Here is a 23541-nt window from a genome sequence, read left to right as displayed (position 1 = left end):
AGCTTAGAAGCTTAGGTTTACACCGAAGGTCCAACCACGGGTAACTGGGTAGTTTCCTACGTCAATTCCAAAGGTAAGATCAGCGTCACCACCTACAGCAGGATCCAATCCTTCATAGCCTGAAATTGTAAACACGTTGTTTACAGAGGCAAATACTCTTGCTCTTTCCATCTTCCATTTTTGCAACAGCGCTGCTGGTGCAGAGTAACCCAAAGTCAGATTCTGCAATCTCAGGTAAGAACCATCTTCCACGTAGAAAGAGTTGGCTACGTCAGAAGTGGAGAAGTTAGCAGTTCTTTCCACGACAGGAATGGTGGCATCCAGATTCTCCGGAGTCCAAGCATTTTTCAAACGCTCAGAGATCGCAGCTCCTTCAAATGTCTGGAAGAAATCAGTGAACCACTTAGACTGGTTCCAGATTTCGTTTCCGATAGTAGTATAGACGTAAGCTGACAAATCAAATCCTTTGTAACCCAAGGTAAAGTTCAAACCTCCAGTAAAGTCCGGAACTGGACTTCCCAAGAATACTCGGTCATCAGGAGTAATAGCACCGTCGCCGTCTACATCTTCAAACTTGAAACGTCCAGGGGCTTTACCATCCTGTGTAGCGTGAGAATTCACGTCTTCTTGGTTTTTAAACAATCCCAATACATTGTAGCCAAAGAAAGATGAAAGTGGCTGGCCTACTGCATTTCGGATTGGCTGGATTCCTCGGTAACTAGGGTTCACAGTGGTAATGAAGTCCAATCCTTCAGAAAGAGATACGATCTCATTTTTCAGGGTTGATCCAGTCAAAGTCAATTCATAAGTCAAGTCTGTGGTCAAGTTACCTCTCGTGCTTACCAAAAGGTCAAGACCTCTATTAAGCATCTGGCCTACGTTAACCGCTGGTGCCGCTGCATTTGAACCTGCTGTCAAAGGAATTGGAACGGTGAAAAGCAAGTCCTTGGTGTCTTTTTTCCACCAATCAAAAATCAGATCCAAACGACCATTAAAGAAGGTACCGTCAAATCCGACGTTTTGAGTAACGGCTGTTTCCCACTGCGCGTTAGGGTTACCAATACGTGATCTTCTGAAACCGATCTGAGCTCCTGAGTTGGAACCTGTGATGTCATAAGACGACGCTCCTACGTTACCCCCAAACAAGGAATATTGGTTGTTGGGATCCACGTTATTTGAGTTACCCATTTCACCCCATCCACCACGAACTTTCAGGTCGTCAATCCAAGTAGCACCTTGCAGGAACGACTCAGAAGAGATCCTCCAAGCTGCGGAGAATGCTGGAAACACCCCGTATTTGGCGTTTTCACCAAATCTAGAGGAACCGTCACGACGAACTACAGCACTCACGATGTACTTGTCGTTGTAGGTATATCTCACAGAACCAAAGTAGGAGTTGAAGTTTACACCTTTGAACTGGTCTGAGTTTACCTGACGAGTACTAACCGGCAAGTTGGTAATTGTAATAAAATCGGGGTCAGTAGAAAATGGATTCTGCCCAGATGCAGAAATGTTTCTACCCGCTCCTGAGTTCAAAGCTTCCTGACCCGCCAATACGTCAAAGGCATGTTTGTCAAACTTCTTTTTCCAAGCTACCGTGTTGGTAAAGGTCCAACCAAATGAATAACCGGAACCTTCACCGTAACCGAATGCGGAGTTGTTCTCAGAGTTTTCATATTGACGTCTGGTGTAGTCATAGTAGTAGTAATTGTTATACTGACCACCGATCGATGTTCTGAACGTCAGATCATCAATAATATCCCACTCTCCATAGACGTTACCGAAAGCGTTGGCATTAAAGCTTCGGTTATCCAAAAGGCCTTCCCTGTTGGCCACAGGGTTTCTTGGGTTGTTGAAACCTCTAGATGCAGTACCCGCATATCCTCCGAATTCATCATAAACCGGAATCATGGATGGCATTCGGAAAGCCTGAAGGATGTCATTTTCATCATCCGATACACCTCGTCCGCCTGTTCCGCCTTGCTGGCCCAATACCTGACGGTAAGTGCCCTGGAAGTTTTGGCCGATTCTGATTCTTTTGGTTACATCAAATTCAGAGTTTGCGCGCAAGGAATATCTCTTGAAGGTGTTACCAATCATGATTCCATCTTGCTCTTGCAGGCCTAAGCCGATATAGAAACGGCTAGTTTCAGATCCACCATTAAAACCAAGTGAGTGTCTGTGTAACGGTGCTGGTGCCGTGAGTGCTCCATACCAGTCAGTACCGTCGCCTGTAGCTGCTCTGGTAAGTTGAACGACCGCTCCTTTCGAGGGATCTACATTATACCATTCTGCTTGCTGATCAAGCTGAGCTTGGGAAAGTGGACCTGGCTGACCTGATGCTACACCGTAGGCTCCCGTTACCGGATCTTTGGTGATGACACTCAGGTAATAAGGCAATACAGGAGAAGAACCTGTACCCAATTGGGCATGGCCATAGTTAGGAGCCACATTGTTTTGCTTGGCAGTGTTAGTCTCAGCCAACCAGGTATAATCCGCATAATCCTGCGGATTCATCATATCCAGGCCCTCGCCGGGATTGGTGATACCATACATACCATTGTAGTCCACTCTCAACTTCTTGTTTCTAGAGCCACGCTTGGTCGTATAGACGATTACACCGTTAGCTGCACGAGCACCGTAGATAGAAGCTGCTGCTGCATCTTTCAATACCGTAGTAGATTCGATATCATCTGGGTTCAAGAAATCAGTAGAACCAGTTGGCAATCCATCTACAATGTATAGCGGCTCGTTACCACCGAAGGCACCGAAACCACGAACACGGATAATAGAAGACGTACCTGGCTGACCGTTGGTAATTACAGTCACACCGGAGACACGACCCTGAAGGGTCTGCTCCACGTTACCGGTCGGGATTACTGTCAGATCTCGTGGATCCACCGTAGCAATCGCACCCGTGGTCTCTCTTCGTGAATCGATAGAGTAACCGGTTACGACTAGTTCGGTCAGGGTCCTTTCGTCAGGCGCCATACTCACGTCGATGACGCTGCGGCTTCCCACAACCTGCTCGATCGCAGAGTATCCAATAAAAGAAAATACCAGGGTAGCCTGGTCATTTGGGGCATTGAGGGAATACTTTCCGTCAATGTCTGTCGCGGTTCCGGTAGTAGTACCTTTCACGAGGACCGAAACCCCTGGCAGGCCTACCCCATACTCGTCCAGAACCGTACCCGTCACAGTTTTTTGCGCAAAGGCAGTACCTGCGGATAGGACTAAGAGTGTGAGGCACACACTTAGAATTTTGTAAACATTTTTCATAAACATAGATAGATTGGGTAACAAGATTAATCTCAATAACTTGCTAGTTAATTGATTATGCAATCGATTTCGATTGCTCTCAAGATAATTGCTACGGGCATAGCTGCGTATTTCACGATGCCATTGCGATTATACCTTGGTCAGAAAGACCGACTAAATGAAAACCTGTAGGTTTGAGCGCATCGGCTGATGCTGATTGAGGGTAGGGTAATATTCTAAGTAAAATAGATCATAGGCTTGAATTTTGGGTTTAATTATTATTTGAAAACCTTCAATGTTAAATAATCTAAAACACATTTCAAACCAGTACGGCTATTAAATATTCCGAATATGCCGAACAAAGCGAATTTTACGCCCTATTTATTACGTAAATGCACTAAAAAACTATAGCCATTTTTCGAAAAAAGAAATTTTATTCCATTTTCTCTACAAAGTGAATAAGGAAAGCAGCGAATCACCACTCAATTTGCAGTCATAAACTTCAATTTATTGCCAATTCTGTAAAAAACTCTGGACTTGTTCGGAGCTCTTCGAAAAGTGGATCTTGGAAGGCCCTTTCTGAAAGTTGACGATTGGCAGAGATCGCCTTCTTAAGCTGTATCAATGCCACTTCTTTTTGCCCAGCCGCAGCGGCGATCATTGCTAACCCATAAAAGCCATAGCCAAAATCACGTCCCTGAATCACAGACTCTTCAAATGCGATATTTGCATTTGCGTAATCCGCCACCATATAATAGGCTAATCCTTTGTTGAAATAATCCTTGGGATCTGTAAAACGGTAGTTAAATCGCAGCGTTGCCAGCTTGTAATCTCCCCTGAGAATGTCCAATGCGCCCCGCAGAGCCTCGTTGTGTTGGAGAAAATCCGGATTCTGCGTCATTGTGGATGCATCTGACAGTTTTTTGTATGCCTCCCAATAATCCCCCATCAACGCAAGTATTTGCCCCTGATTGTGGAGCGTGTGCGGATTGGATTCGATCCGATTGGCTTGGGTCAGCAACCGCAATGCTTCTTCCCACAAGACATCCTTGGAACCCGGATCCAGAGTTCGCTGAGCTTGACGCATCCGAACTACCGCCATATTGTTATAAGGCATCGGCGATCGAAAAAACTCCGTCATCTTAGAATAGATAGCGGCCTTTTCTTCGAGGCTCTGCGTAGCCTCTGCCGCCAGTGCCCATTCCGCAAGAGACAGCGCATTGGTCCCGTCAGTTCGGGACAATGCTTCCTTCAGCTTGATGGACTGCTGCATATCCAGACCAGCTCGCGGCTTGGAAATAATCTCTACTTTCGCCACCCGCAATTTTGGATAGAGATCCTGAGCCACCTGGGAATATCCAGGTACTTTTTTTAGTCGTTCACTTTGTTCCAAATAGGACTCTTCGTTCATCAGAATTGCGTAAAGTTCCTCCTTACGATTGGTGGATATCCCCTTATATTCTCGGAGCAGCAAGCGTAGATCAAACCAATCGTTACTTCTCGAACTCAATTTAAGGCGGGATGCCGATAAGGAATTTACTCGAGAGCCGAATAACTGCTTAAGCGCAACCGCTCTATCCCTACCGAGCGTATTTGCTTTGCCCTCAGCACTCTCAGGAGATTGAATACCGGTGATTTTGAATTCCTGCACATCTGGATTTGCCTCTAAGAATGCATCCATCCTCTTCAACGTAGTGGCATTTACCGCGCTGGATTTATAGGTAGACGAACTTGGGTCAAACTGAAACACAAACTCTTCGTTTCGGACGATTTCCCGATCCAAAGCCCCGGAAGTAATAAACAAACCCACAACTGGAATTGGCTCATCGGGGTAAACCTCTCCCAATTTGACCATAAGTTGGGGAGCAATGACCCCTTTGGCAAGCACTTGTTTTTCGAAGGCAGGCTGGTTTTCTTTTTTCCCCTGGAAAAAGAAAAGCTCCAGCGTAGCACCCGCCATCCAAGGCTCATACTTCAACGAAAAATCCTTTTCGTATTCATACTCGGCGACATTTCTATTCAGGTCAATTTCACCAAACTCGATCAAATTCCCTTCTGCATGATAACTCAGCGTGACCTTGGGATTTCGGGGAGTCAGTACCGATTCAATGGGAATGGAGCCCTTTACAGTAAAGCGGATCGAATCGCCTTCCAGTTTTAGCTTGCTTGGGACTAGCTGAGCATCCTTCAAAAATTTGTTTTCGGGCACCATTGTTGATTTCGAAAATCCGTGCTCGCCCGAAAATAAAAATAGTATGAGCAGAATGTTAAACATTCGGTAATTGAATTGATTAATAGAATTCAAACTCATTTTCTGTTAATTTTAGATCGAAAATACTACCACACCATGGAAAAATTGAGACTATTCTTTGAAGAGAGGGCCTTTGGGGTTTGCTCTCGCCTGGGAGAAAAACTCCACTTTCCCATCGACAGCATCCGGCTTTTCTTTATCTATGCTTCGTTTGTGACTTTGGGCTCACCGATCATACTCTATGTGAGCATGGCGATGATGCTGAAAATCCGAAAATATTTCCGCAAGATGAACAATCCTGTGCTTTTTGATTAAAGCTTAGAGAATACCCGCTTTCGCAAAAACAGGTAATTCCAAACTATAAAACGTATAGGGCCAGACGTGGACTTTTCCATTTCTGGCTTTTTTGATGACTTTTTGATAGTGCGAATTCTTGCAATGAAGTCTCGATAGCCCCGCATCATGGCGAGCGTAAAATCTTTTTTCCCCCGCGCCAGATAGCCAAGTCCAACCGCCATCTCCAGCACGCCTTTAGCCACAATTATTCCAAAAAACCGAAACCCCGAAACATTCTTGTAAATCATGCTCAGGTTGTTTCGGATATTCAGATAAAGCTTATTAGGATTTGTGCGAGCCAAGGTCGCTCCGCCCTGATGAAAAACCGTGACTGACCCAAGATATCCGATTTTCCTACCGGTCCTTCTCAACCTCCAACACAGATCTATTTCCTCCATGTGCGCAAAGAAATGCGCATCAAACCCCTCCTGCTCAAAAAAATCTGCCGCTCTGACAGCCATGCAAGCGCCCGAAGCCCAATCGACCTCTACGGGATTATCATATTGTCCGTGATCCTGCTCCACGGTTTCCAAAATCCTGCCTCGACAATAGGGATAGCCCAAGGCATCCAAATACCCACCGCCCGCGCCGGCATAGTCAAAAAAACTGCGATCCTGCCACGAAAGGATTTTCGGCTGGAGCGCCGAATAATCCGGATTTTGTCCCAACCAAGAAATAAGCGACTCATCCCACCCCGGAGTGACTTCCACGTCAGAGTTGAGTAAGATGAAATATTCGTACTTCTCCTTCAATTCCTCCAGACCCCAATTATATCCACCAGCAAACCCGAAATTGGAATGAAGCAAAATCAGCTGAACTTCTGGAAAATCAGTCTTCAAAAAAGCCAGTGAATCGTCCGTGCTTGAATTGTCAACCACCCAACAGTCAAACCCACTGTGTTCCATCACAGAGGGCAAAAAGACAGGCAAAACCTCCCTCCCGTTATAATTAAGGATGACAATCGCCGCCTTTTTCATGTGTCTAAGATTGTTTTTCAATGGTCACATAGCCTGCCCGTCCTGATAGCTATCGGGATTTATTCGGGAGACTCCCGCACCTGACTGTCGTCAGGATGGTGGTCAATAATCATCTCACGGGAACTAGCTTGAACAATGGCTGCGAGCCCGGCGCCACCAAGCTCAATTTTATCCAAACATGCTTCCCAGATCCATTCCAGGAATATTTGGAAGCATTCCCTCAGTCGCTGACTTCATCTCCGTTTTGATTTTGATCTCAATGGCTTCCATCGCTTTATTTGTTGCCGCAACGATCAAATCACTCAACATCTCTCGGTCATTTGGAGTCAACAAGGATTCGTCCATTTCGATCTTCAACACCTTGCGCTCACCGTTTACAAAAACTCTGACCAAGCCAGCACCTGCTTCTCCCTCTGCTGACAAATGTACCAAACGGCCCTGAGCCTCCTTAATCTTCGCCTGAGCCTCTTTTACCTTGCCCATCATACCCATTATGTCAAACATATCTTCAGAATTTATTTAAAATTTCTAATCAACTTTTATGTAAAATCTATTCACGTCTATTCAAAATAGCTCGTCCCGCTACTATCGATGTTTCTCAATCGTGAGGACATTTTTTTTTTAACGCAAGCGTTTAGCAAATCAGCGCAACTTTTTGCAGACTTTTTCTGTAAACATCACTACTCAAACAATACAACCCCATGAAAACCATCCATTTAATCCCCAAAGAACAGATCCCACTTCTCTCTTTTGCTAAAAAAGAAGTGATCGCTATGCCTGCCGGACGAGACGAGCGAATGTCAAGTCTCTACCGATCCCAATCTCTCGGAAACCTGCTGCAAACCAAAGTCAAGATAACATTCGAAACAGCCGATGAGCAAGTTTATCTGGTGGACACTACAGTCTGGGCGGTAGGCAACAGTTTCGTTTCCCTGAAAGGCGGCATATATCTTCCGATTCATTCCATACTCCACATCGATTAACTGACGACGGCAATTGCCTCTGCCAAGTTCATCTTCAACTGCTCGCCCGTTACCATATTCTTAACCGAAATTGTCGCGGAATTAATTTCCTCATCTCCGCAAACTCCGACAAAAGGAATTTCTTTTTTGTTGGCGAAATCAAACTGCTTCTGAATCTTCACCTGGTTGGGGTAAATCTCGGTCTTGATTCCGGCATTTCGAAACTGATTGAGCAAGCTCAACGCATACCCAAATCCTGCCTGATCAAAATAAGTCAAAAGCAATCGGGTGCTGGTGTGGCTTTCAGTTGGGAAAATCCCCAATTCATCCAAGACGTCATACAGCCTATCTACCCCAAAAGAAAATCCTACACCTGAAACTCCCGGCAGTCCAAAGACTCCCGTTAGATTGTCGTATCGACCGCCACCGCTCACAGACCCGATAGAGACACCGTTTACTTTTACTTCGAAAATTGCACCTGTATAATAGGAGAGCCCACGAGCCAGCATGATATCGAAATCGACATAGGCCAGATCAACTCCCATCTTTAGCAGGATTTCAAAAACCTCCTCCAACTCCTCCACACCTTTCAGTCCGATCTCAGAGCTATTCAAAAAGCCTTTCAAAAATTCTACTTTTCCAACCAGATCATTTTCCAATGAAACCAATGGAGCAAGCTTTTCGATGGAAGCTTCACTAAAACCCCGCTGAGTCAATTCTTCTTTTACCTTTTCCCAACCGATCTTATCCAGTTTGTCTATCGCAACGCAAAGCGGGCCTTCATTCCCAGCCTCTCCGATAGCTTCTGCTATACCCGTAAGGATCTTTCGGTTGTTGAGTTTAATACTATAATCTCTCAGATTCAGTTTCTCAAACACCCTTCGGATCATTAGAATGATTTCCGCTTCGCAAACCAAACTATCGGTACCGACCACGTCTGCATCACATTGATAGAATTCACGATAGCGACCCTTCTGCGGGCGATCCGCTCTCCAAACTGGTTGGATCTGATAGCGCTTAAACGGAAAAGTCAATTCATTGCGGTTCATCACCACGTATCGCGCAAAAGGAACCGTTAGGTCATAGCGAAGACCTTTTTCAGATACTTTGCTCAAAATAGCACCGGATCCTTTTTCCAAATCATCTGCTTTCACATCTTTGATAAAATCTCCGCTATTTAGAATTTTGTAAAGAAGTTGATCACCTTCGTCACCATATTTCCCGGTCAGGGTGCTAAGATTTTCCATGGATGGAGTTTCGATCTGTTGGTAGCCAAAAAGTTGAAATGTTTCTTTGATCGTGTCCAAAATGTAGGTCCTTCGGGCCATCTGTACAGGGCCAAAATCTCGGGTGCCTTTTGGCAAACTCGGCTTTTGCATGGGTGATTTTTGGTAATTGAAGGCCAAATTTATTTAAAAATCGCCAAAAGCCTGTCCAAATCCGGCATTTAGTCTTGAATAAAATCAGAAGATTTGTAGGCAGAAAAGATTTGTTTCCTTACTTTTGCGCTTCGATTCGAATCAAAATATTTAAACATATACAGCCATGGCCGTTACTACACTAAAAAGAAAACTAAAGAGAAAAAGACAAGGTCAGACCGCTCGCGTGATCAAAATCAAGCAGTTGAGCGCCAAGCCAGTGATCAAAAACGTAGACGTGGAAGCGATCAAAGCTTCTTTTGCTAAGTAATCACAAGTCTTTTGAAAATACTGAGGCGACCAATCGGTCGCCTTTTTTGTTTTCTAGATCAATGGCAAAACCCGTTTCAGCGCAGGATTCCGATTCTCCGACTTCCAGATTACTGACAATTCGGTGAATTGTGGAATATCTCGGATTTCCATGAATCTTACTTTTATTTCATATCCTGCCTGCAGCGAACTCGGCACGATCGCCACGCCCAGTCCATTTTCCACCAACCGAAAGATCGTCAGCGCATGTACGGACTTGTGCCGGACCTTTGGAGAAAATCCCGCATCACGACAGATGCCGATGATCTGTTCGTAGTAGTAATTAGAATAATCGCTGGAGAAAAGGATGAAGGACTCTGCGCTAAACTGTGAGACAGACCTAAACTCCTGCTTGCCGATCGGATGATCTTGAGGCACCACCAGCGAAAACGTATCCCTCAACACCGTCCTCATCTCCAGATCCTGTGGAACAGAGGCCAAGCGCACAAACCCCAAGTCCAACTTATCCTTTTGGATCATCTCGACCTGCGCCGCATTGCTCAGTTCCTCCAGACTTGTGGTAATCAGCGGTTCGTCGGCATTCAGTCGACTCAATAGACTCGGTAAAATCTGATTTGCCGCCGAACCCAAAAACCCGATCCGCAACTCCCCAACCTTGCCGGAATCGACGAGCTTCAGTTGGCTCTTAGTAGCCTCTAAATGATTGATCACAAAATCCACTTCCCCCTTCCAATAGGTGCCAGCTACGGTCAATTCCACATGTTTTTTGTCACGCTCAAAGAGCTGCACACCGAGCAACTCCTCCAGCTGCTTGATCTGCCGACTCAGTCCGGGTTGGGAGATAAACAGTCGCTCAGCCGCTTTGCGGTAGTTCAATTCCTCTGCTACCGCTTGAAAATATATTAAATGCCTAAGCTCCATTGATGCTTTTCAGTTATTAATTAGTGACAAAAATAGTATCAATAAGCATCATTATTAAGCGGTAAATTTGAAAAAGAATATAAAACCCACACAGACCTGTCATGTTTTAAAAACCTGACAGGTCTTATCCGTACAACCATGAAAACTTTCAACTACGGACAGTATCATCTCACCGCTTCAATTGCTTTGAAACTGGCCAACAAAGAAATAAAAGGAGTCCTCAGTCCCGAAACAGTTGAAAAAGTAACAGCATCAGCTGCTGCAGTCGCTCAGATCGCTCAGGGTGAAAAAGCTGTCTACGGAATCAACACCGGGTTTGGGCCGCTTTGCACCGAACGAATCTCTGCATCAGATACCACCACACTTCAGGAAAACCTGCTCAAAAGCCATGCGGTGGGAGTTGGAGATTACATTTCTATAGAAATCTCCCGTCTCATGTTGGTATTGAAGATTCATGCACTTGCACAGGGATTTTCCGGAATCCGTCTGGAAACTCTGGAAAGGATACTTTGGATGCTTGAACACGACGTGATCCCTGTGGTGCCTGAGCAAGGTTCGGTAGGGGCTTCGGGAGATTTGGCACCGCTTTCACATCTGTTTTTGCCTTTGATCGGCTTGGGCAAAGTCCATTTCCTCGGTGAAATCACCACAGCGAAAAAAGTCCTAGAACACTTTTCAAAAAACGCCTTGGCACTCGGCCCAAAAGAAGGGCTCGCCCTGATCAACGGCACTCAATTCATGGCCGCGCATGGCGTTAAGATCGTGGACCGACTTCACAATCTCTTGACTCATGCGAGCATCACCGGAGCAATGATGATCGAGGGCTTGATGGGTTCGGTCAAACCTTTTACCGCCCAACTTCATCAATTGCGCCCTTTCGCCGGGAACCAACACGTCGCACAGACCATCCTCAACCTGCTCCACGAGTCGGAAATCGTCAACTCCCACCTTCATTGTGCGCGGGTGCAGGACCCATATTCGCTTCGCTGCATGCCACAGGTTCATGGCGCAAGCTGGAATGCTTGGGCTCACCTGAGAGACAGCATCGAGACGGAGATCAATTCCGTTACGGACAATCCGGTGGTTTTTGATGCGGAAAACACTGTTTCAGGGGGCAACTTTCACGGGCAACCCATCGCCTTGCCTTTGGACTATGCCTGCCTCGCCGCCTCAGAAATCGGAAACATCTCCGACCGCCGAATCTATCTTTCCATTGAAGGAGACACGCCGGGAGTCCCCAAGCTTTTGCTTAAGGAAACCGGCCTCAACTCTGGACTGATGATTCCGCAGTACACCACGGCAGCCTTGGCCTCAGAAAATAAAGGCCTTTGCTTTCCCGCGTCAGCAGATTCCATCCCAACCTCCTTGGGACAAGAAGATCATGTCAGCATGGGAAGCATCGGCGCGAGAAAGGCCCTGAGAGTGATCGGAAACGTAGAAAAAATCCTCGGCATCGAACTTTTCTACGCCGCACAGGCAATGGACTATCACGCTCCGCTTAAGTCCGGCAAGATCATGACGGCCATCTATGATCGGGTGAGAAAAGACATCGAACCCGTGGTGTCCGACCGCATCATGTACGAAGATATGGAGACCGCGATCGACTTGGTCAAAAGCGGTGAGTTGATTGAATTGGCTAAAAATGTCGCCAAGACCGAAAACCTGGACTTTGAAACTCCCTGGAGCGAAGCATTTGAATATTAAAATGAACCTGGTGTCATGACAAAGAACGACCTCAAATTACTCGGCCCGATCACCCAACTGCTGACACTCGATCATCTTCCGCTAAAGGGAGCGTTGAATGACGAGCAACTCGAAATCATCGAGCAGGCAGGCATCCTGATCGAAGGTGAAAAAGTGCTGAAAATTGGCCTTTGGACAGATCTCAAAACCGAGTTTCCGGAAGCAGAATTGATCGAGATGGCCGGAGATTTTGTCGCGATTCCCGGAATGGTGGACTGCCACACCCACATCTGTTTTGGAGGATCCAGAGCAAAGGATTTTGCCTTGCGAAATGCCGGAAAAACCTACCTCGAAATCGCCCAAGCCGGAGGCGGAATCTGGGACACGGTCACCCAAACCCGAGCTTTGAGCTTAGACGACTTAACTGCCTCAACGATAAAAAACGCCAATCGCCACCTTTCCGAAGGCGTGACGACGATTGAAGTGAAAAGCGGATACGGACTTTCCCTAGCCGAAGAGCTCAAGATGCTTCGAGCCATTCAAAAAGCTGGGGCATCCACTTCGGCTGATTTGGTTTCGACTTGTCTTGCTGCCCACATGAAGCCGAGGGACTTTGAGGGAAGCAATCCGGAATACCTGGAATTAATTTCAAGCCAGCTTTTCCCGGTTTTGATCGAGGAAAAGCTGACAAAAAGAATCGATGCCTTCGTAGAGAAAAGTGCCTTTTCCCCCGAAGAAATCACACCCTACTTCAAGGTAGCCCAGGAATTAGGTTTTGACATCACCGTTCATGCAGACCAGTTTACTACAGGCGGATCGGAGACAGCTGTGAAGTTGGGAGCTAAATCTGCGGATCATCTGGAAGCTTCCGGCGAAAAAGAGATTGGTCTTTTAGCCAAATCAGACACGATCGCTGTGGCCCTACCCGGTGCGAGTTTGGGATTGGGTTGCGCATTCACTCCAGCTCGGAAAATCCTCGACCAAGGCGGAGCTCTGGCAATTGCTTCGGATTGGAATCCGGGTTCGGCGCCGATGGGAGACCTGATTGCGCAAGCTTCAATCTTGGCTACTTTCGAAAAACTCAGTACAACCGAAGTTTTTGCCGGAATCACCTTTCGAGCCGCCGCGGCTTTGGGTCTGGATGACCGGGGAAAGATCACAGCAGGAATGCTCGCGGACTTTGTCCTTTTCCCAAGCAAAGACTACCGGGAAATCCTCTATCACCAAGGAAAGATGAAACCGACGCAAGTTTGGAAGAGAGGAAAATTGTCCGATGTCGGATGACCGATGCTGGATGACATCGCCGATCCATTAGTAAACCGTAAATCAAAAACTGTAAATCCCATGCTTTTCCAAGATCAAATCAGACAAGGTATCCCGACTTCTTTACCTACTAAGAAAGAGCGAAATCCAAAAGTTTCCCATGCTCCGAAAAGAAAGGATATCCTGTCTCCAGAAGAGAAAAAGCTTGCCTTGCGTAATGCCTTGAGGTATTTTCCAAAGGAATGGCATGCAGAACTCGCCCCCGAATTTTTGGGGGAATTGAAGGAATACGGGCGGATCTACATGTATCGGTTTATGCCGGATTACCCTTTGCATGCCCGACCGATAGCCGACTATCCAGCTAAATCGAAGCAGGCAGCTGCCATCATGCTCATGATCCAAAACAACCTGGATCCGGCAGTGGCCCAGCATCCAGAGGAATTGATCACTTACGGTGGAAATGGGGCGGTTTTCCAAAACTGGGCGCAGTACCTGCTGACCATGAGGTACCTCTCCGAAATGACCGAGGACCAAACGCTTCACATATATTCGGGACACCCAATGGGGCTTTTCCCCTCTTCCCCCGATGCTCCGCGCGTGATCGTCACCAACGGCATGATGATCCCCAACTACTCCAAGCCGGATGATTGGGAACGATTCAATGCGCTCGGCGTGACGCAGTATGGGCAGATGACTGCCGGTTCGTACATGTACATCGGCCCGCAGGGAATCGTCCACGGCACCACGATTACGGTCATGAATGCTTTCCGTAAAAAACTAAAGGCCGGAGAAAATCCAAAAGGTAAAATCTTCCTCACCGCCGGTCTGGGCGGAATGAGTGGTGCACAACCCAAGGCCGGAAACATCGCCGGATGCATCACCATCTGTGCGGAAGTAAACCCTTCGGCAGCTAAAAAAAGACATGAACAAGGCTGGGTGGACGTGCTGATCCAAGACCTCAACCAACTGGTGGAACGTGCCTTTGAAGCCAAGTTCAACCAAGAGACCCTGTCCATCGCCTACATTGGTAACATTGTAGATGTCTGGGAAAGGTTCTATGAGGAGGACTTGTTTGTGGAGCTTGGCTCTGACCAAACCTCCCTTCACAACCCCTGGGCGGGCGGTTACTACCCTGCCGGACTTTCTTTCGAGGAGTCAAACAAGCTGATGGTGGAGAATCCGGAGGAGTTTCGATTGAAAGTTCAAGAGTCACTTTGTCGGCAGGCTGATGCTATAAACAAGCATGCTGCGAAAGGCACCTACTTTTTCGACTACGGGAACGCTTTCCTTCTCGAAGCTTCCCGAGCCGGTGCGGAAGTCATGGCAGAAAACGGGATCGACTTCCGATACCCCAGCTATGTTCAGGACATCTTGGGACCCATGTGTTTTGACTACGGATTTGGCCCGTTCCGATGGGTTTGCACTTCCGGCAAACCCGAAGACCTGCGAAAAACAGATCAAATTGCTGCCAAGGTCTTGAAGGAAATCTTGGAAACCTCGCCCGAGTCTATCGCCCAACAAATGCAGGATAACATCACCTGGATCGAAGAAGCGGAGAAAAACAAGTTGGTGGTGGGGTCACAAGCCCGGATTCTGTACGCCGACGCAGAGGGTAGAGCCAAGATCGCGCAGGCATTCAATCAGGCTATCGAAAGCGGGAAAATCTCTGCTCCGATTGTTCTGGGTCGTGATCACCACGACGTCAGCGGCACCGATTCACCCTATCGGGAAACAAGCAACATCTACGACGGCAGCCGATTTACGGCAGACATGGCGATTCACAACGTGATCGGAGACAGCTTCCGAGGCGCCACTTGGGTCTCGATCCACAACGGTGGTGGAGTCGGCTGGGGAGAGGTGACAAACGGCGGATTTGGCATGGTGCTGGACGGAAGCGCTGAAGCCGAACGAAAGCTGAAATCGATGCTTTTCTACGATGTCAACAATGGAATCGCACGTCGAGCTTGGGCAAGAAACTCGGGTTCTATGGAAGCCATTCAGCGGGAAATGGATCGAAGTCCGGGACTGAAAGTGACGATTCCGAATCTGGTGGATGAAGAGATTTTGAAGGGAATTTCCTGATTGACATAGGTCCTCTAAACGATCGGGTTTGTCAAATTGGGTTTAAAATTTTCCGCTAACAAACGAATGGAGACAACAGTTTTTGAGCTTCGCAGGCGCTAAAAACATGGTATTACACATGAGTTTTGCCGGTATAGCACAAAATACAGATTGGATAGGCGCGGTGGGAGGATTTGCCAGCGAGCCAGCGTTCGGTCTCGTGCGGTTGGAGCTTTGGCAAATCTTGTCCCGATAGCTATCGGGATTGGTTCTTTTGGGTCAAGCCAAAAGAACGAATAAGAAGACTTTCAATAATGTTGGATTTTATCGGTCATGCCTATGGCATTTTCTTTCACATTTAACGCTTTAGATTCCAGCCATTGAAATGGCTGGCTACTAATGAATCATGCCTACGGCATTTTGACTTGCCAGATATTTCCCATTACATCATTCTATTCTAAAAAATCTTAAAACGATTATCTGTTCTCCTCATTAACATTTGACAGATATGGTCACGACATACTTCGGCTAACTCAGACATCGAGCTAGATCCTCCGGAGCTTTGATTGCGAGCCGCGAGATACTATAATTTTTTCTAAGTTGACGAAAATGCCTGTCTAAACAACCCTTCAATCCTCAGAAAACACTTCCTCCAGATCGATTATAAAACCGGGCGCAAAAAATCCCAAAAACTCATTATCAGATTCCTTGAAATCTCCTGATGTCTGCGATTTGGTGCTGGTGGTTTCGCAAAAACCTTCCCCTTGATCAATTCAACAATCTCTTCAAAATCCCATTTGAGGTAATCTGCGTAAGTGTAGCCCACAAACGACTCGTTGGGTTCCTGAAAAGTGTCCAAATCAATATTCTCTTTCTGGGGAATCCGATACTCCTTCATGATCAGAAGCTTTATTTGTCAACAAAACTAACAGCCAACTTTTCTTAAGTTAGCGTAAATATACTTTAGCTACGAATCCAAAACTTATGAACCTGAATCAAAACCCGTCTCCTTTTCATTGGGCAGGCAGAAAATCAGACCAGATCGAATATTGGCACCAAGCTGTTCAAACCATCTCCAATCTGAACCTCAACCAAGATTCCACGAAGAAAATCGGAATTCTGGGCTATTCCGGCGAGGAAGGGGTGATTCGCAACCAAGGCCGGATCGGGACGATCGAAGGGCCATCCGCCATCCGAAAGATCCTGGGCTCGATCGCACTTCATCTTCCCGAAAACCTGCCGATTCTCGATTACGGGGATGTTTTCACCTTGGATCAAAACATGGAATCTTCCCACGAGATCATCTCCAAGATCGCCTACGACATGCTCTCGACCAATCATTTTCCTGTCTTGCTGGGCGGAGGACACGATTTGGCTTATGCGCACGGACGGGGCGTCATGAATTTTGTGAAGGAAAAGAATGAGAGATTGGGCATCATCAACCTGGATGCACACTTTGATCTTCGCCCATTGGTCAAGGAAAAAGGACATTCCGGTTCCCCATTTTTCCAGTTGGCCGAGGAGTTTCCGGAGGATTTCAATTATCTCGCGCTTGGGATCCAGCGCGCAGCCAATCCGAGGTCACTATTTAAAGCTGCAGAAAAACTGAAAGCGAGATACATCGTCATGGAGGATTTTCGCCTTCACAACTGGGAATTTATCCAGGAGCAAATCCTATGGTTTATCGACTCTGTAGACAAGATCTACCTCAGCATCGATATGGATGGTTTTTCCTCCGCCTTTGCACCAGGAGTCTCTGCACCTTCTCCCATGGGCTTCAATCCCCAGATTGCCTTCAAGGTTTTTGAACTGATTGTGAAAAGCAAAAAACTCATCAGCCTCGACGTGGTGGAGCTGAACCCGCAGTTTGATCAGGACAATGCCACAGCAAGACTCGCCGCGAGAGCTGTGGAATACATCGTGAGGAAAAAGTTTGTGAGTTAGGAAATGAAATAAGAGCCTGATTTGATCGTCAGGCTCTTTTTGGATTGTCAAATATTCGGGGCAAAATCGGAAACACTCCGATTTTTGTCTGAATATTTTACCTAAACAAAGACCTGTCAGGTTTTGAAAACCTGACAGGTCTTACTCCATTTAAGGTATCCACTTATTTGCGCCGAAATTCGGCTTCCTCTTTTCCAAAAAGGCATTCCTGCCCTCGATCGCTTCCTCAGTTCCATAGGTCAGTCTGGTCGCTTCACCGGCAAAAACCTGCTGCCCCACCATGCCGTCATCGGTCAAGTTCATGGCAAACTTCAGCATCTTGATCGAGGTCGGTGACTTTGCCAAGATCTCCTGAGCCCATTCGTAAGCTGTAGCTTCGAGCTCAGCATGAGGAATCACCGCATTCACCATTCCCATCTCGTAAGCTTCCTGGGCGGAGTAGTTTCTTCCGAGGAAAAAGATCTCGCGGGCTTTCTTCTGACCGACCATCTTGGCGAGATAAGCACTTCCATAACCCCCGTCAAAACTCGTCACATCGGCATCCGTCTGCTTGAAGATCGCATGCTCCTTGCTTGCCAAGGTCAGGTCGCAAACCACATGCAAGCTGTGTCCTCCGCCAACTGCCCAACCCGGCACCACGGCAATGACCACTTTCGGCATGAATCGAATCAGCCGCTGAACCTCCAAAATATTTAAGCGATGGTAGCCGTCCTCACCGACATAACCTTGCTTTCCTCTGGCTTTTTGATCGCCACCTGAGCAGAATGCCCAGCCTCCGTCTTTGGACGAAGGCCCTTCTCCCGACAGCAAAACTACTCCAATGGACGTGTCTTCCTGCGCATCGTAGAAGGCATCATAGAGTTCCGCAGTCGTCTTTGGGCGAAAGGCATTTCGGACTTCGGGACGGTTGAAGGCGATGCGAGCTACGCCATTGCATTTTTTATAGGTGATATCTTCGTAAACTTTGGCAGTAATCCACTCCATGATTTTCGTTTTGGTTAAAAATCCGATTTTTGTGCAAGATAGCAGCCTAGCCTGAAAATCGACGAATCCCCCAAACCCTTTCTAATCCACACCTTTTAGATGTTTCAGCTTCATATTGGAAACCAGAATTTCAGCAAGATCACCGACTTTGGCTTGGACATTTCTGCTTTTTCCGAGATGGAAAAAGCCGCACTGGTTTTTTGCAAGGGTTGGCTTTCTGGGCAAAAACAATTCCTCCAACAGACCTCTGGCTCCACTGGAGTGCCAAAGCGGATCGAGCTCACCCGCGAGCAGATGCAAGCCAGCGCTGAGGCGACTGGTGCTTTTTTCAACTCCAACCCCACCACCCGACTGCTCTGCTGCCTCAATCCGGAATACATCGCCGGCAAGATGATGCTGGTTCGCGCGATGGTCTGGGACTGTCCGATTTGGCTGGTAGAGCCAGCTGGAAATCCTCTGGAGCGGCTTGACTTCGTTCCCGATTTCGTCGCCATGGTACCGCTGCAAGTGGAGAAGACACTTGAAAGCACCGACTCCCTCAGCACACTCAAACGGGTCGGCAGCCTGATCATCGGAGGCGCCCAGCTCTCCGAATCGCTGAAAAGTCAGCTCACCAAACACAACATCCAAGCCTGGCAGACCTATGGGATGACCGAGACGGTATCCCATATCGCATTGGCGAAAATCGAGAAGGATGAGCTCCGCTACGAAACACTCCCCGGCGTGCTGATCGGCCAAGACAAGCGAGGAGCTCTTTGGGTCAAATCAGCGATGAGCGGCGCCAAAAAAGTCCAGACCAACGACTTGGTCGAATTGCTTTCTGACGATGCTTTTCAATGGCTGGGCCGTGTCGATTTCACCGTAAATTCCGGTGGGATCAAGCTGCATCCCGAGCTATTGGAGCAAAAATCCGAAGCAGCGATTCATGCCAATTTCCCGAGTTCACGCTTCTTCTTTTTCGGGGAAAAAGATGAAAAACTCGGCGAAAGGCTCGTTTTGGTATTGGAGGGCACAGCTAAAAAAGAACAAACTCAACTGCTTCTAAAACAATTGCAGGCGGTTTTGAGTCCGTATGAGGTACCGAAAAAGATCTACTTTAGCGATGCTTTTATCGAAACGCCAAACGGAAAGATCAACCGTAAACTCAGCTTTGAAAGCCTATGATATTTTTCCTCAGCCTGCTGTCCTTACTTTTTTTGGAACCCCAAAACCACGAAGTCCAAGGAGCCGATCTGTTTGTCGTAGTCCAAAAGACAAACTCAGACAAAGGCAAAGTCCTGATCTTGGTCTTCGACAAGGAAGATGGATTTCCCGACCAGGTGGAAAAGGCATTTGGAAAATTTGCAATCGCACCAAAAAACGGCAAAGTGGAATTAAGATTACCGGACCTGCTTCCGGGAAAATATGCCGTGACCGTACTTCATGACGAGGACAACAACGAAGTCATGAACACCAATTTCATTGGTCTTCCCACGGAGAAATACGGGTTTTCAAACAATCCGAAGATCTACTTTGGCCCGCCCAACTTCGAAAAGGCGGCAGTGCAAACTGGAAATGAAGATCGGACAATTACGATCAATTTGCGTTAATCGATATCTCTCAGCCATCCGGTGATGCTGATCCTTTCTTTTTTGGTTGGCATTACCTCATGGGGGATCTCACCGCTGAGGAAAACGACCAGCCTGCCCCCAATCGGCAAGACATCCTCGATCAATTCCGAACCATCGTCCTGCGGAATATACATCCGCAGCGCCCCTCCATCCTCGGAAGTCCAAGAATCATTCAGGTACAAAATCACCGTGACAACCCGATGCGGCACCGCATGAAATTGATCGAGGTGGCGCTTGTAAAAAGAACCGATCGGATATCGGGCAAAATGTCCCTCAAAGGACCGCAATCCCAAAAAACAGCGTTGATTGAGCACCTTGCGCACTTCTGCGATTTTCTCCCAAAATGCAGATTGCAGCGCGCTCAAATCCTCAGCATCCATCCACAACACTTCGTCGCTTCGAATCTCAGTCCGCACTTGTTTTTGTCCGCCTGTTCCCACAGCAGCAGTTTTGAATTTCCCCTGCTGAACCAATTGAATTTGCTCTTCCAAAAGCGCCTTTCTAAACGGTCTATCAACAAAATCATCGACAACGACATGAGATTTTTGGTAAATCTCAGAAGAAATGTAATCGAGCAGCTCTTCCATTGGGTTGGGTTTAGGGTGCAAAATAACCACTTAATTGCCCGAAAAACCATACTTTTGCGCAAAGCTTAGACAATGACCCTTTCCAAGAACACACTCACCGGCCTGGTTTTAGAATATGATTCAGGTATCATTCCTCCTCCGTACAGCCACGTTTTTCGTTTGGCACTGGATTGGTCAAAAGGTGATCTGGACGTGGTCCTGGATCTTCACTACACTGACCGAGAGGATTTGACACAGGAGGAAATCTTGGACGAAGGATTCACGCTCAATGACGATTACAGTCACAAAGGCCCGTTGAATTCTATCTGGATTACACCTTTGCTACAGCTTTTTAACAAAACTAAATGGAGCAACAAGGATATCGATGAAGGTGGAATCACGGTCACTGCGCTGGAAAAAGGGAAGAACGAAGGTGTGAAAATCCCTGGAAATCAAGAAGCATGGCAACTGATGGCTCAGGATCTGATTCAGGCGATCTACGAAACAGTCAAAAAGGAAGCGCCACTTCAAGTTCATTATCGTTTAGTGGAGAGCGACACCATTTCTGATTGTAGTATTACTGTTCACTTTTCCAACCGTGAAGTGATTTTTGAAAAATCCGGAACTTCGAGAAAAATCAACTGGGATTATACGATACAGCTGATGAAGATTGTGTTTACACCAGACTACCACTACGAGATCGCCAAAGAAGAAGCCGGTAAAAAGCGCGGCGCGTACATTGAATGCGGAGACGGTTATTGGCACGAACTCGGGAAAGGCGTAGTAAACATTGACCCTTCTTTTGACGCCGTCAGCAAAATCAAATCTGGCTTTTATGACTTGCTGCATGAATAAAATTTCCTGAATCCGCAAAAAACAGCCTGAATTCCCTAAATTTAACTAGATGTAAATCAGGCGGTTTTTATGGCAAGCGGAAAGATTTTTATTAGTTACCGGCGGGAAGACACTTCGGGCGAGTCCGGCAGATTGAAGGACAAACTTGAGCAAGTTTTCGGGCAAGAAAACATCTTCTATGATGTAGAAACGCTTGAAGCCGGATTAAATTTCGACCAATCCATCGCCAAAGCCTTGGGAGAAAGCAAGGTTCTACTTGCTATGATCGGTCCACATTGGCTGAAAGTCGTAGACAGCAAAGGGGTCAGCAGACTTCAAAAACCCGACGATTGGGTAAGAAAAGAAATAGCTGAAGCGCTCAAACGAGAACTCCGCGTCATCCCAGTTCTGGTCAACGGTGCAGAAATGCCCGACCCTGAGGATTTACCGGAAGAATTGAAGGAGCTGTCGCTCAAGCATGCGCAAGAACTCACTAGCTCGCGCTGGAACTACGACGTCGGAGAATTGACAAAGGTCTTGGAGAAAATCATCACCAAGAAGCCGCAACCGACACCTGATCCAATCCGCAGCGACAATCCGCAAAGACCCGTTGTTCCGCCCGTTCCCCAACCGAAAAGCTGGTGGGCTAAAAACTACCTTTGGATGATCGGCGGCCTAGTTGGCTTTCTTATTTTAATCGGGATGTGTGTGCCCGATGACCTAGATACCTATCCAGAATATCAAGAACAAGCATCGACAGATTTTGACCAGGAAGCCAATATCATTCCGGAGTCAGCAAGTGGAACAGACTTACATGAAAACGATCAGAATTCCGGTCAATTCATCCCTGATATATCGGGAGAATGGGATTTATATTTAAACGGGCAAAAGGTCAGCGTTTTGGCTTTCAGTCAAAATGGAGCCGATGTAGCGTATTACGAGTATGACCTGCTGGACACGCGCACTGCTGAAGGACAAGGTAAGGTAGCTGGTACGGACTTACTGGTGGACTACTATAATACTACACTGAATGTAAACGGCACTATTTCCATGAGCACCGATGACGACGGACTGACTTGGTATGGGATAATAAATTTCCCCGTTTCAGGGTTCACCGGCACTGTAAATATCAGGAAAACTAACCCTTAATTTTCCTTAGATCAGCATGGATATCACGGATCATATTACCTAGGTCATCTAAGGTCAGTGGTCTTTTTTTGTCTCCCGGATTGGGAAAATCCGTACTGATAAATGCCTTAGCCTCCCAAATCTCCATCACCTCTTCCCCCCGTACTTCATAGGGCTTGTAATGTTCATTGTCAGAGACCAAAAACAGCCTGCCGTTTTCTTCTAAATAATTAAATATCCGCTTATAAACCACTCCTTCTGTTTGAGTGACCAACACATAGGTTTTTCCACTTTTGATTTCCTTCAGCTGCTCTACATAGGCTCCGACGACTATTGTCCCCGGAACCAAGGGCAGCATCGAATCGCCCGACAGCTCAAACGCTCTGAACGTGCCCTGTCGGGAAAGATTGGGCAAGTGAAACTGTGGCAGTGTCTCCATATACACCGGATCAGCATAGCCGTTCAAGTATCCAGCAGCAGCTTTCTGAGCAACAAGCGTAATGTTTTCATTGTCTGATTCATCAGCCGCAATGGTCAAAATACTGATTCCCCTCTTTTGAATCGCTTTCCTTCCCAGTTTTTCTATGTCATGCGACAGGATCTCCTCCACTCCTACCTGGAGAAGTTCACAGAGCTTTTGGAGCGTCGCAAGTTTGGGCTCGGAACGACCGTCTTCATAAGCCGAAATCATGGTGCGCTGCACGTCCAATTGATCTGCGAGATCATTCTGGGTGATAGCCTTTTGCTTTCGCAAAAACCGGAGGTTTGAAGCTAGGCAGCTCACGCCGAATAGAGATAAAAGTCCAATTCCTGGGACGTTGGAAGTACCGGAAAAAATGGATCGAGATCCCGAGTCTCCATTCTTCGCTGCTCCAGTCGGCTTTTGATCTCCGCTATAATGTCCCCCACAGGCTTGGGCTCCGTTACTAGCAGGTAGCCATATTGAGGCTTTTGCTGGTCCTCTACAAAAAATTTGACCTGACAATTGCCAGACGCAAGTGTCTTAGTGGTGATGCTAATTTTTTCCGCTTGTTCCATAAACTCATTCAGATTTCATGAGCCAAGATACAAATGT

22 protein-coding genes are annotated in these 23541 nt (G+C 47.0%); 11 read left to right on the top strand and 11 right to left on the bottom strand.

Going from position 1 to position 23541, the window contains the following annotated elements:
* Positions 1 to 3: 3 nt before the first annotated feature.
* Together ABD031_RS20310 and ABD031_RS20305 are read right to left on the bottom strand one after the other, a co-directional pair.
* Positions 4 to 3285, bottom strand: a complete 3282-nt coding sequence (locus ABD031_RS20310) for a SusC/RagA family TonB-linked outer membrane protein (protein WP_343854650.1) — start codon at positions 3283 to 3285, stop codon at positions 4 to 6.
* 475 nt (positions 3286 to 3760) lie between these two features.
* Complete coding sequence (locus ABD031_RS20305) at positions 3761 to 5467, bottom strand: tetratricopeptide repeat protein (RefSeq protein ID WP_343854649.1); 1707 nt, start codon at positions 5465 to 5467, stop codon at positions 3761 to 3763.
* Positions 5468 to 5605: 138 nt separating this feature from the next.
* Here ABD031_RS20305 and ABD031_RS20300 point away from each other — a divergent pair, with 138 nt between their 5' ends.
* The gene (locus tag ABD031_RS20300; RefSeq protein ID WP_343854648.1) at positions 5606 to 5824 is read left to right on the top strand and encodes a PspC family transcriptional regulator; all 219 of its coding nucleotides are present in this window, start codon (positions 5606 to 5608) and stop codon (positions 5822 to 5824) included.
* Here the strand turns inward: ABD031_RS20300 and ABD031_RS20295 are convergent.
* Both ABD031_RS20295 and ABD031_RS20290 read right to left on the bottom strand, forming a co-directional pair.
* Entirely contained in the window at positions 5821 to 6822 is a 1002-nt protein-coding gene (locus ABD031_RS20295; RefSeq protein ID WP_343854646.1) for a glycosyltransferase family 2 protein, read from the bottom strand. The genes ABD031_RS20300 and ABD031_RS20295 overlap by 4 nt on opposite strands.
* A gap of 168 nt (positions 6823 to 6990) precedes the next feature.
* Entirely contained in the window at positions 6991 to 7326 is a 336-nt protein-coding gene (locus ABD031_RS20290; protein WP_343854645.1) for a YbaB/EbfC family nucleoid-associated protein, read from the bottom strand.
* A gap of 197 nt (positions 7327 to 7523) precedes the next feature.
* Between ABD031_RS20290 and ABD031_RS20285 the strand changes: the two genes are divergently transcribed.
* On the top strand, positions 7524 to 7805 hold the full coding sequence (locus ABD031_RS20285; protein WP_343854644.1) for a hypothetical protein: 282 nt from the start codon (positions 7524 to 7526) through the stop codon (positions 7803 to 7805).
* Here ABD031_RS20285 and hisS read toward each other — a convergent pair.
* Positions 7802 to 9163, bottom strand: a complete 1362-nt coding sequence (gene hisS / locus ABD031_RS20280; protein WP_343854643.1) for a histidine--tRNA ligase — start codon at positions 9161 to 9163, stop codon at positions 7802 to 7804. The two genes, ABD031_RS20285 and hisS, sit on opposite strands and share 4 nt — an antisense overlap.
* Positions 9164 to 9329: 166 nt before the next feature.
* Between hisS and ABD031_RS20275 the strand changes: the two genes are divergently transcribed.
* Positions 9330 to 9473, top strand: a complete 144-nt coding sequence (locus tag ABD031_RS20275) for a hypothetical protein (RefSeq protein ID WP_200820564.1) — start codon at positions 9330 to 9332, stop codon at positions 9471 to 9473.
* A gap of 53 nt (positions 9474 to 9526) precedes the next feature.
* Here the strand turns inward: ABD031_RS20275 and ABD031_RS20270 are convergent, their stop codons facing one another.
* Positions 9527 to 10393 (bottom strand): LysR family transcriptional regulator, encoded by an 867-nt coding sequence (locus ABD031_RS20270; RefSeq protein WP_343854640.1) that lies wholly within the window; start codon positions 10391 to 10393, stop codon positions 9527 to 9529.
* A gap of 138 nt (positions 10394 to 10531) precedes the next feature.
* On the opposite strand from ABD031_RS20270, the gene hutH reads away from it, so the two are divergent.
* The 3 genes from hutH to ABD031_RS20255 are packed head-to-tail and all read left to right on the top strand — an operon-like array spanning position 10532 to position 15421.
* Positions 10532 to 12097, top strand: a complete 1566-nt coding sequence (gene hutH / locus ABD031_RS20265; RefSeq protein WP_343854638.1) for a histidine ammonia-lyase — start codon at positions 10532 to 10534, stop codon at positions 12095 to 12097.
* 15 nt (positions 12098 to 12112) lie between these two features.
* Positions 12113 to 13360 (top strand): imidazolonepropionase, encoded by a 1248-nt coding sequence (hutI, locus tag ABD031_RS20260; RefSeq protein ID WP_343854637.1) that lies wholly within the window; start codon positions 12113 to 12115, stop codon positions 13358 to 13360.
* Between the two features lie 60 nt (positions 13361 to 13420).
* Positions 13421 to 15421: a urocanate hydratase gene (locus ABD031_RS20255; protein WP_343854636.1), complete on the top strand. Its 2001-nt coding sequence runs from the start codon at positions 13421 to 13423 to the stop codon at positions 15419 to 15421.
* Between the two features lie 640 nt (positions 15422 to 16061).
* Here ABD031_RS20255 and ABD031_RS20250 read toward each other — a convergent pair.
* Positions 16062 to 16298 carry a hypothetical protein gene (locus ABD031_RS20250; protein ID WP_343854634.1) on the bottom strand — a complete coding sequence of 79 codons (237 nt, stop codon included), beginning with the start codon at positions 16296 to 16298 and terminating at the stop codon, positions 16062 to 16064.
* A gap of 86 nt (positions 16299 to 16384) precedes the next feature.
* Here ABD031_RS20250 and hutG point away from each other — a divergent pair, with 86 nt between their 5' ends.
* Positions 16385 to 17344 carry a formimidoylglutamase gene (hutG, locus tag ABD031_RS20245; RefSeq protein WP_343854633.1) on the top strand — a complete coding sequence of 320 codons (960 nt, stop codon included), beginning with the start codon at positions 16385 to 16387 and terminating at the stop codon, positions 17342 to 17344.
* Between the two features lie 150 nt (positions 17345 to 17494).
* Here hutG and ABD031_RS20240 read toward each other — a convergent pair whose 3' ends face one another.
* Positions 17495 to 18328 (bottom strand): 1,4-dihydroxy-2-naphthoyl-CoA synthase, encoded by an 834-nt coding sequence (locus tag ABD031_RS20240; RefSeq protein WP_343854632.1) that lies wholly within the window; start codon positions 18326 to 18328, stop codon positions 17495 to 17497.
* Between the two features lie 99 nt (positions 18329 to 18427).
* Between ABD031_RS20240 and ABD031_RS20235 the strand changes: the two genes are divergently transcribed.
* Together ABD031_RS20235 and ABD031_RS20230 are read left to right on the top strand one after the other, a co-directional pair.
* Positions 18428 to 19492 (top strand): AMP-binding protein, encoded by a 1065-nt coding sequence (locus tag ABD031_RS20235; RefSeq protein ID WP_343854630.1) that lies wholly within the window; start codon positions 18428 to 18430, stop codon positions 19490 to 19492.
* On the top strand, positions 19489 to 19917 hold the full coding sequence (locus tag ABD031_RS20230) for a DUF2141 domain-containing protein (protein ID WP_343854629.1): 429 nt from the start codon (positions 19489 to 19491) through the stop codon (positions 19915 to 19917). The genes ABD031_RS20235 and ABD031_RS20230 overlap by 4 nt, the downstream gene beginning before the upstream one ends.
* Here the strand turns inward: ABD031_RS20230 and ABD031_RS20225 are convergent.
* Positions 19914 to 20525 carry a 2OG-Fe(II) oxygenase gene (locus ABD031_RS20225; RefSeq protein ID WP_343854628.1) on the bottom strand — a complete coding sequence of 204 codons (612 nt, stop codon included), beginning with the start codon at positions 20523 to 20525 and terminating at the stop codon, positions 19914 to 19916. The genes ABD031_RS20230 and ABD031_RS20225 overlap by 4 nt on opposite strands.
* 72 nt (positions 20526 to 20597) lie before the next feature.
* Between ABD031_RS20225 and ABD031_RS20220 the strand changes: the two genes are divergently transcribed.
* Together ABD031_RS20220 and ABD031_RS20215 are read left to right on the top strand one after the other, a co-directional pair.
* Entirely contained in the window at positions 20598 to 21359 is a 762-nt protein-coding gene (locus tag ABD031_RS20220) for a hypothetical protein (RefSeq protein WP_343854627.1), read from the top strand.
* A gap of 69 nt (positions 21360 to 21428) precedes the next feature.
* The gene (locus ABD031_RS20215) at positions 21429 to 22487 is read left to right on the top strand and encodes a toll/interleukin-1 receptor domain-containing protein (RefSeq protein WP_343854625.1); all 1059 of its coding nucleotides are present in this window, start codon (positions 21429 to 21431) and stop codon (positions 22485 to 22487) included.
* Here ABD031_RS20215 and ABD031_RS20210 read toward each other — a convergent pair.
* Entirely contained in the window at positions 22477 to 23250 is a 774-nt protein-coding gene (locus ABD031_RS20210) for a helix-turn-helix domain-containing protein (protein ID WP_343854624.1), read from the bottom strand. The two genes, ABD031_RS20215 and ABD031_RS20210, sit on opposite strands and share 11 nt — an antisense overlap.
* Positions 23247 to 23504, bottom strand: coding sequence for a hypothetical protein (locus ABD031_RS20205; RefSeq protein ID WP_343854623.1), 258 nt, complete (start codon positions 23502 to 23504; stop codon positions 23247 to 23249). Before ABD031_RS20205 ends, ABD031_RS20210 begins: the two co-directional genes overlap by 4 nt.
* Positions 23505 to 23541 lie beyond the last annotated feature (37 nt).

This window comes from Algoriphagus jejuensis (genome assembly GCF_039523455.1).
Taxonomy (GTDB): Bacteria; Bacteroidota; Bacteroidia; order Cytophagales; family Cyclobacteriaceae; genus Algoriphagus; species Algoriphagus jejuensis.
The sequence above is the reverse complement of the archived record's forward strand: the minus strand, read 5'-3'. Positions and strand labels throughout refer to the sequence as shown.

Excerpts from the sequence above, each read along its gene's own strand:
- ABD031_RS20290 (WP_343854645.1), bottom strand. The coding sequence starts at position 7,326 with ATGTTTGACATAATGGGTATGATGGGCAAGGTAAAAGAGGCTCAGGCG.
- ABD031_RS20250 (WP_343854634.1), bottom strand. The coding sequence starts at position 16,298 with ATGAAGGAGTATCGGATTCCCCAGAAAGAGAATATTGATTTGGACACT.
- hutG (WP_343854633.1), top strand. The coding sequence starts at position 16,385 with ATGAACCTGAATCAAAACCCGTCTCCTTTTCATTGGGCAGGCAGAAAA.
- ABD031_RS20240 (WP_343854632.1), bottom strand. The coding sequence starts at position 18,328 with ATGGAGTGGATTACTGCCAAAGTTTACGAAGATATCACCTATAAAAAA.
- ABD031_RS20270 (WP_343854640.1), bottom strand. The coding sequence starts at position 10,393 with ATGGAGCTTAGGCATTTAATATATTTTCAAGCGGTAGCAGAGGAATTG.
- ABD031_RS20295 (WP_343854646.1), bottom strand. The coding sequence starts at position 6,822 with ATGAAAAAGGCGGCGATTGTCATCCTTAATTATAACGGGAGGGAGGTT.
- ABD031_RS20215 (WP_343854625.1), top strand. The coding sequence starts at position 21,429 with ATGGCAAGCGGAAAGATTTTTATTAGTTACCGGCGGGAAGACACTTCG.
- ABD031_RS20205 (WP_343854623.1), bottom strand. The coding sequence starts at position 23,504 with ATGGAACAAGCGGAAAAAATTAGCATCACCACTAAGACACTTGCGTCT.
- ABD031_RS20220 (WP_343854627.1), top strand. The coding sequence starts at position 20,598 with ATGACCCTTTCCAAGAACACACTCACCGGCCTGGTTTTAGAATATGAT.
- ABD031_RS20310 (WP_343854650.1), bottom strand. The coding sequence starts at position 3,285 with ATGTTTATGAAAAATGTTTACAAAATTCTAAGTGTGTGCCTCACACTC.
- ABD031_RS20255 (WP_343854636.1), top strand. The coding sequence starts at position 13,421 with ATGCTTTTCCAAGATCAAATCAGACAAGGTATCCCGACTTCTTTACCT.
- ABD031_RS20300 (WP_343854648.1), top strand. The coding sequence starts at position 5,606 with ATGGAAAAATTGAGACTATTCTTTGAAGAGAGGGCCTTTGGGGTTTGC.
- hutH (WP_343854638.1), top strand. The coding sequence starts at position 10,532 with ATGAAAACTTTCAACTACGGACAGTATCATCTCACCGCTTCAATTGCT.
- ABD031_RS20275 (WP_200820564.1), top strand. The coding sequence starts at position 9,330 with ATGGCCGTTACTACACTAAAAAGAAAACTAAAGAGAAAAAGACAAGGT.
- ABD031_RS20235 (WP_343854630.1), top strand. The coding sequence starts at position 18,428 with ATGTTTCAGCTTCATATTGGAAACCAGAATTTCAGCAAGATCACCGAC.
- ABD031_RS20230 (WP_343854629.1), top strand. The coding sequence starts at position 19,489 with ATGATATTTTTCCTCAGCCTGCTGTCCTTACTTTTTTTGGAACCCCAA.
- ABD031_RS20285 (WP_343854644.1), top strand. The coding sequence starts at position 7,524 with ATGAAAACCATCCATTTAATCCCCAAAGAACAGATCCCACTTCTCTCT.
- hisS (WP_343854643.1), bottom strand. The coding sequence starts at position 9,163 with ATGCAAAAGCCGAGTTTGCCAAAAGGCACCCGAGATTTTGGCCCTGTA.
- hutI (WP_343854637.1), top strand. The coding sequence starts at position 12,113 with ATGACAAAGAACGACCTCAAATTACTCGGCCCGATCACCCAACTGCTG.
- ABD031_RS20225 (WP_343854628.1), bottom strand. The coding sequence starts at position 20,525 with ATGGAAGAGCTGCTCGATTACATTTCTTCTGAGATTTACCAAAAATCT.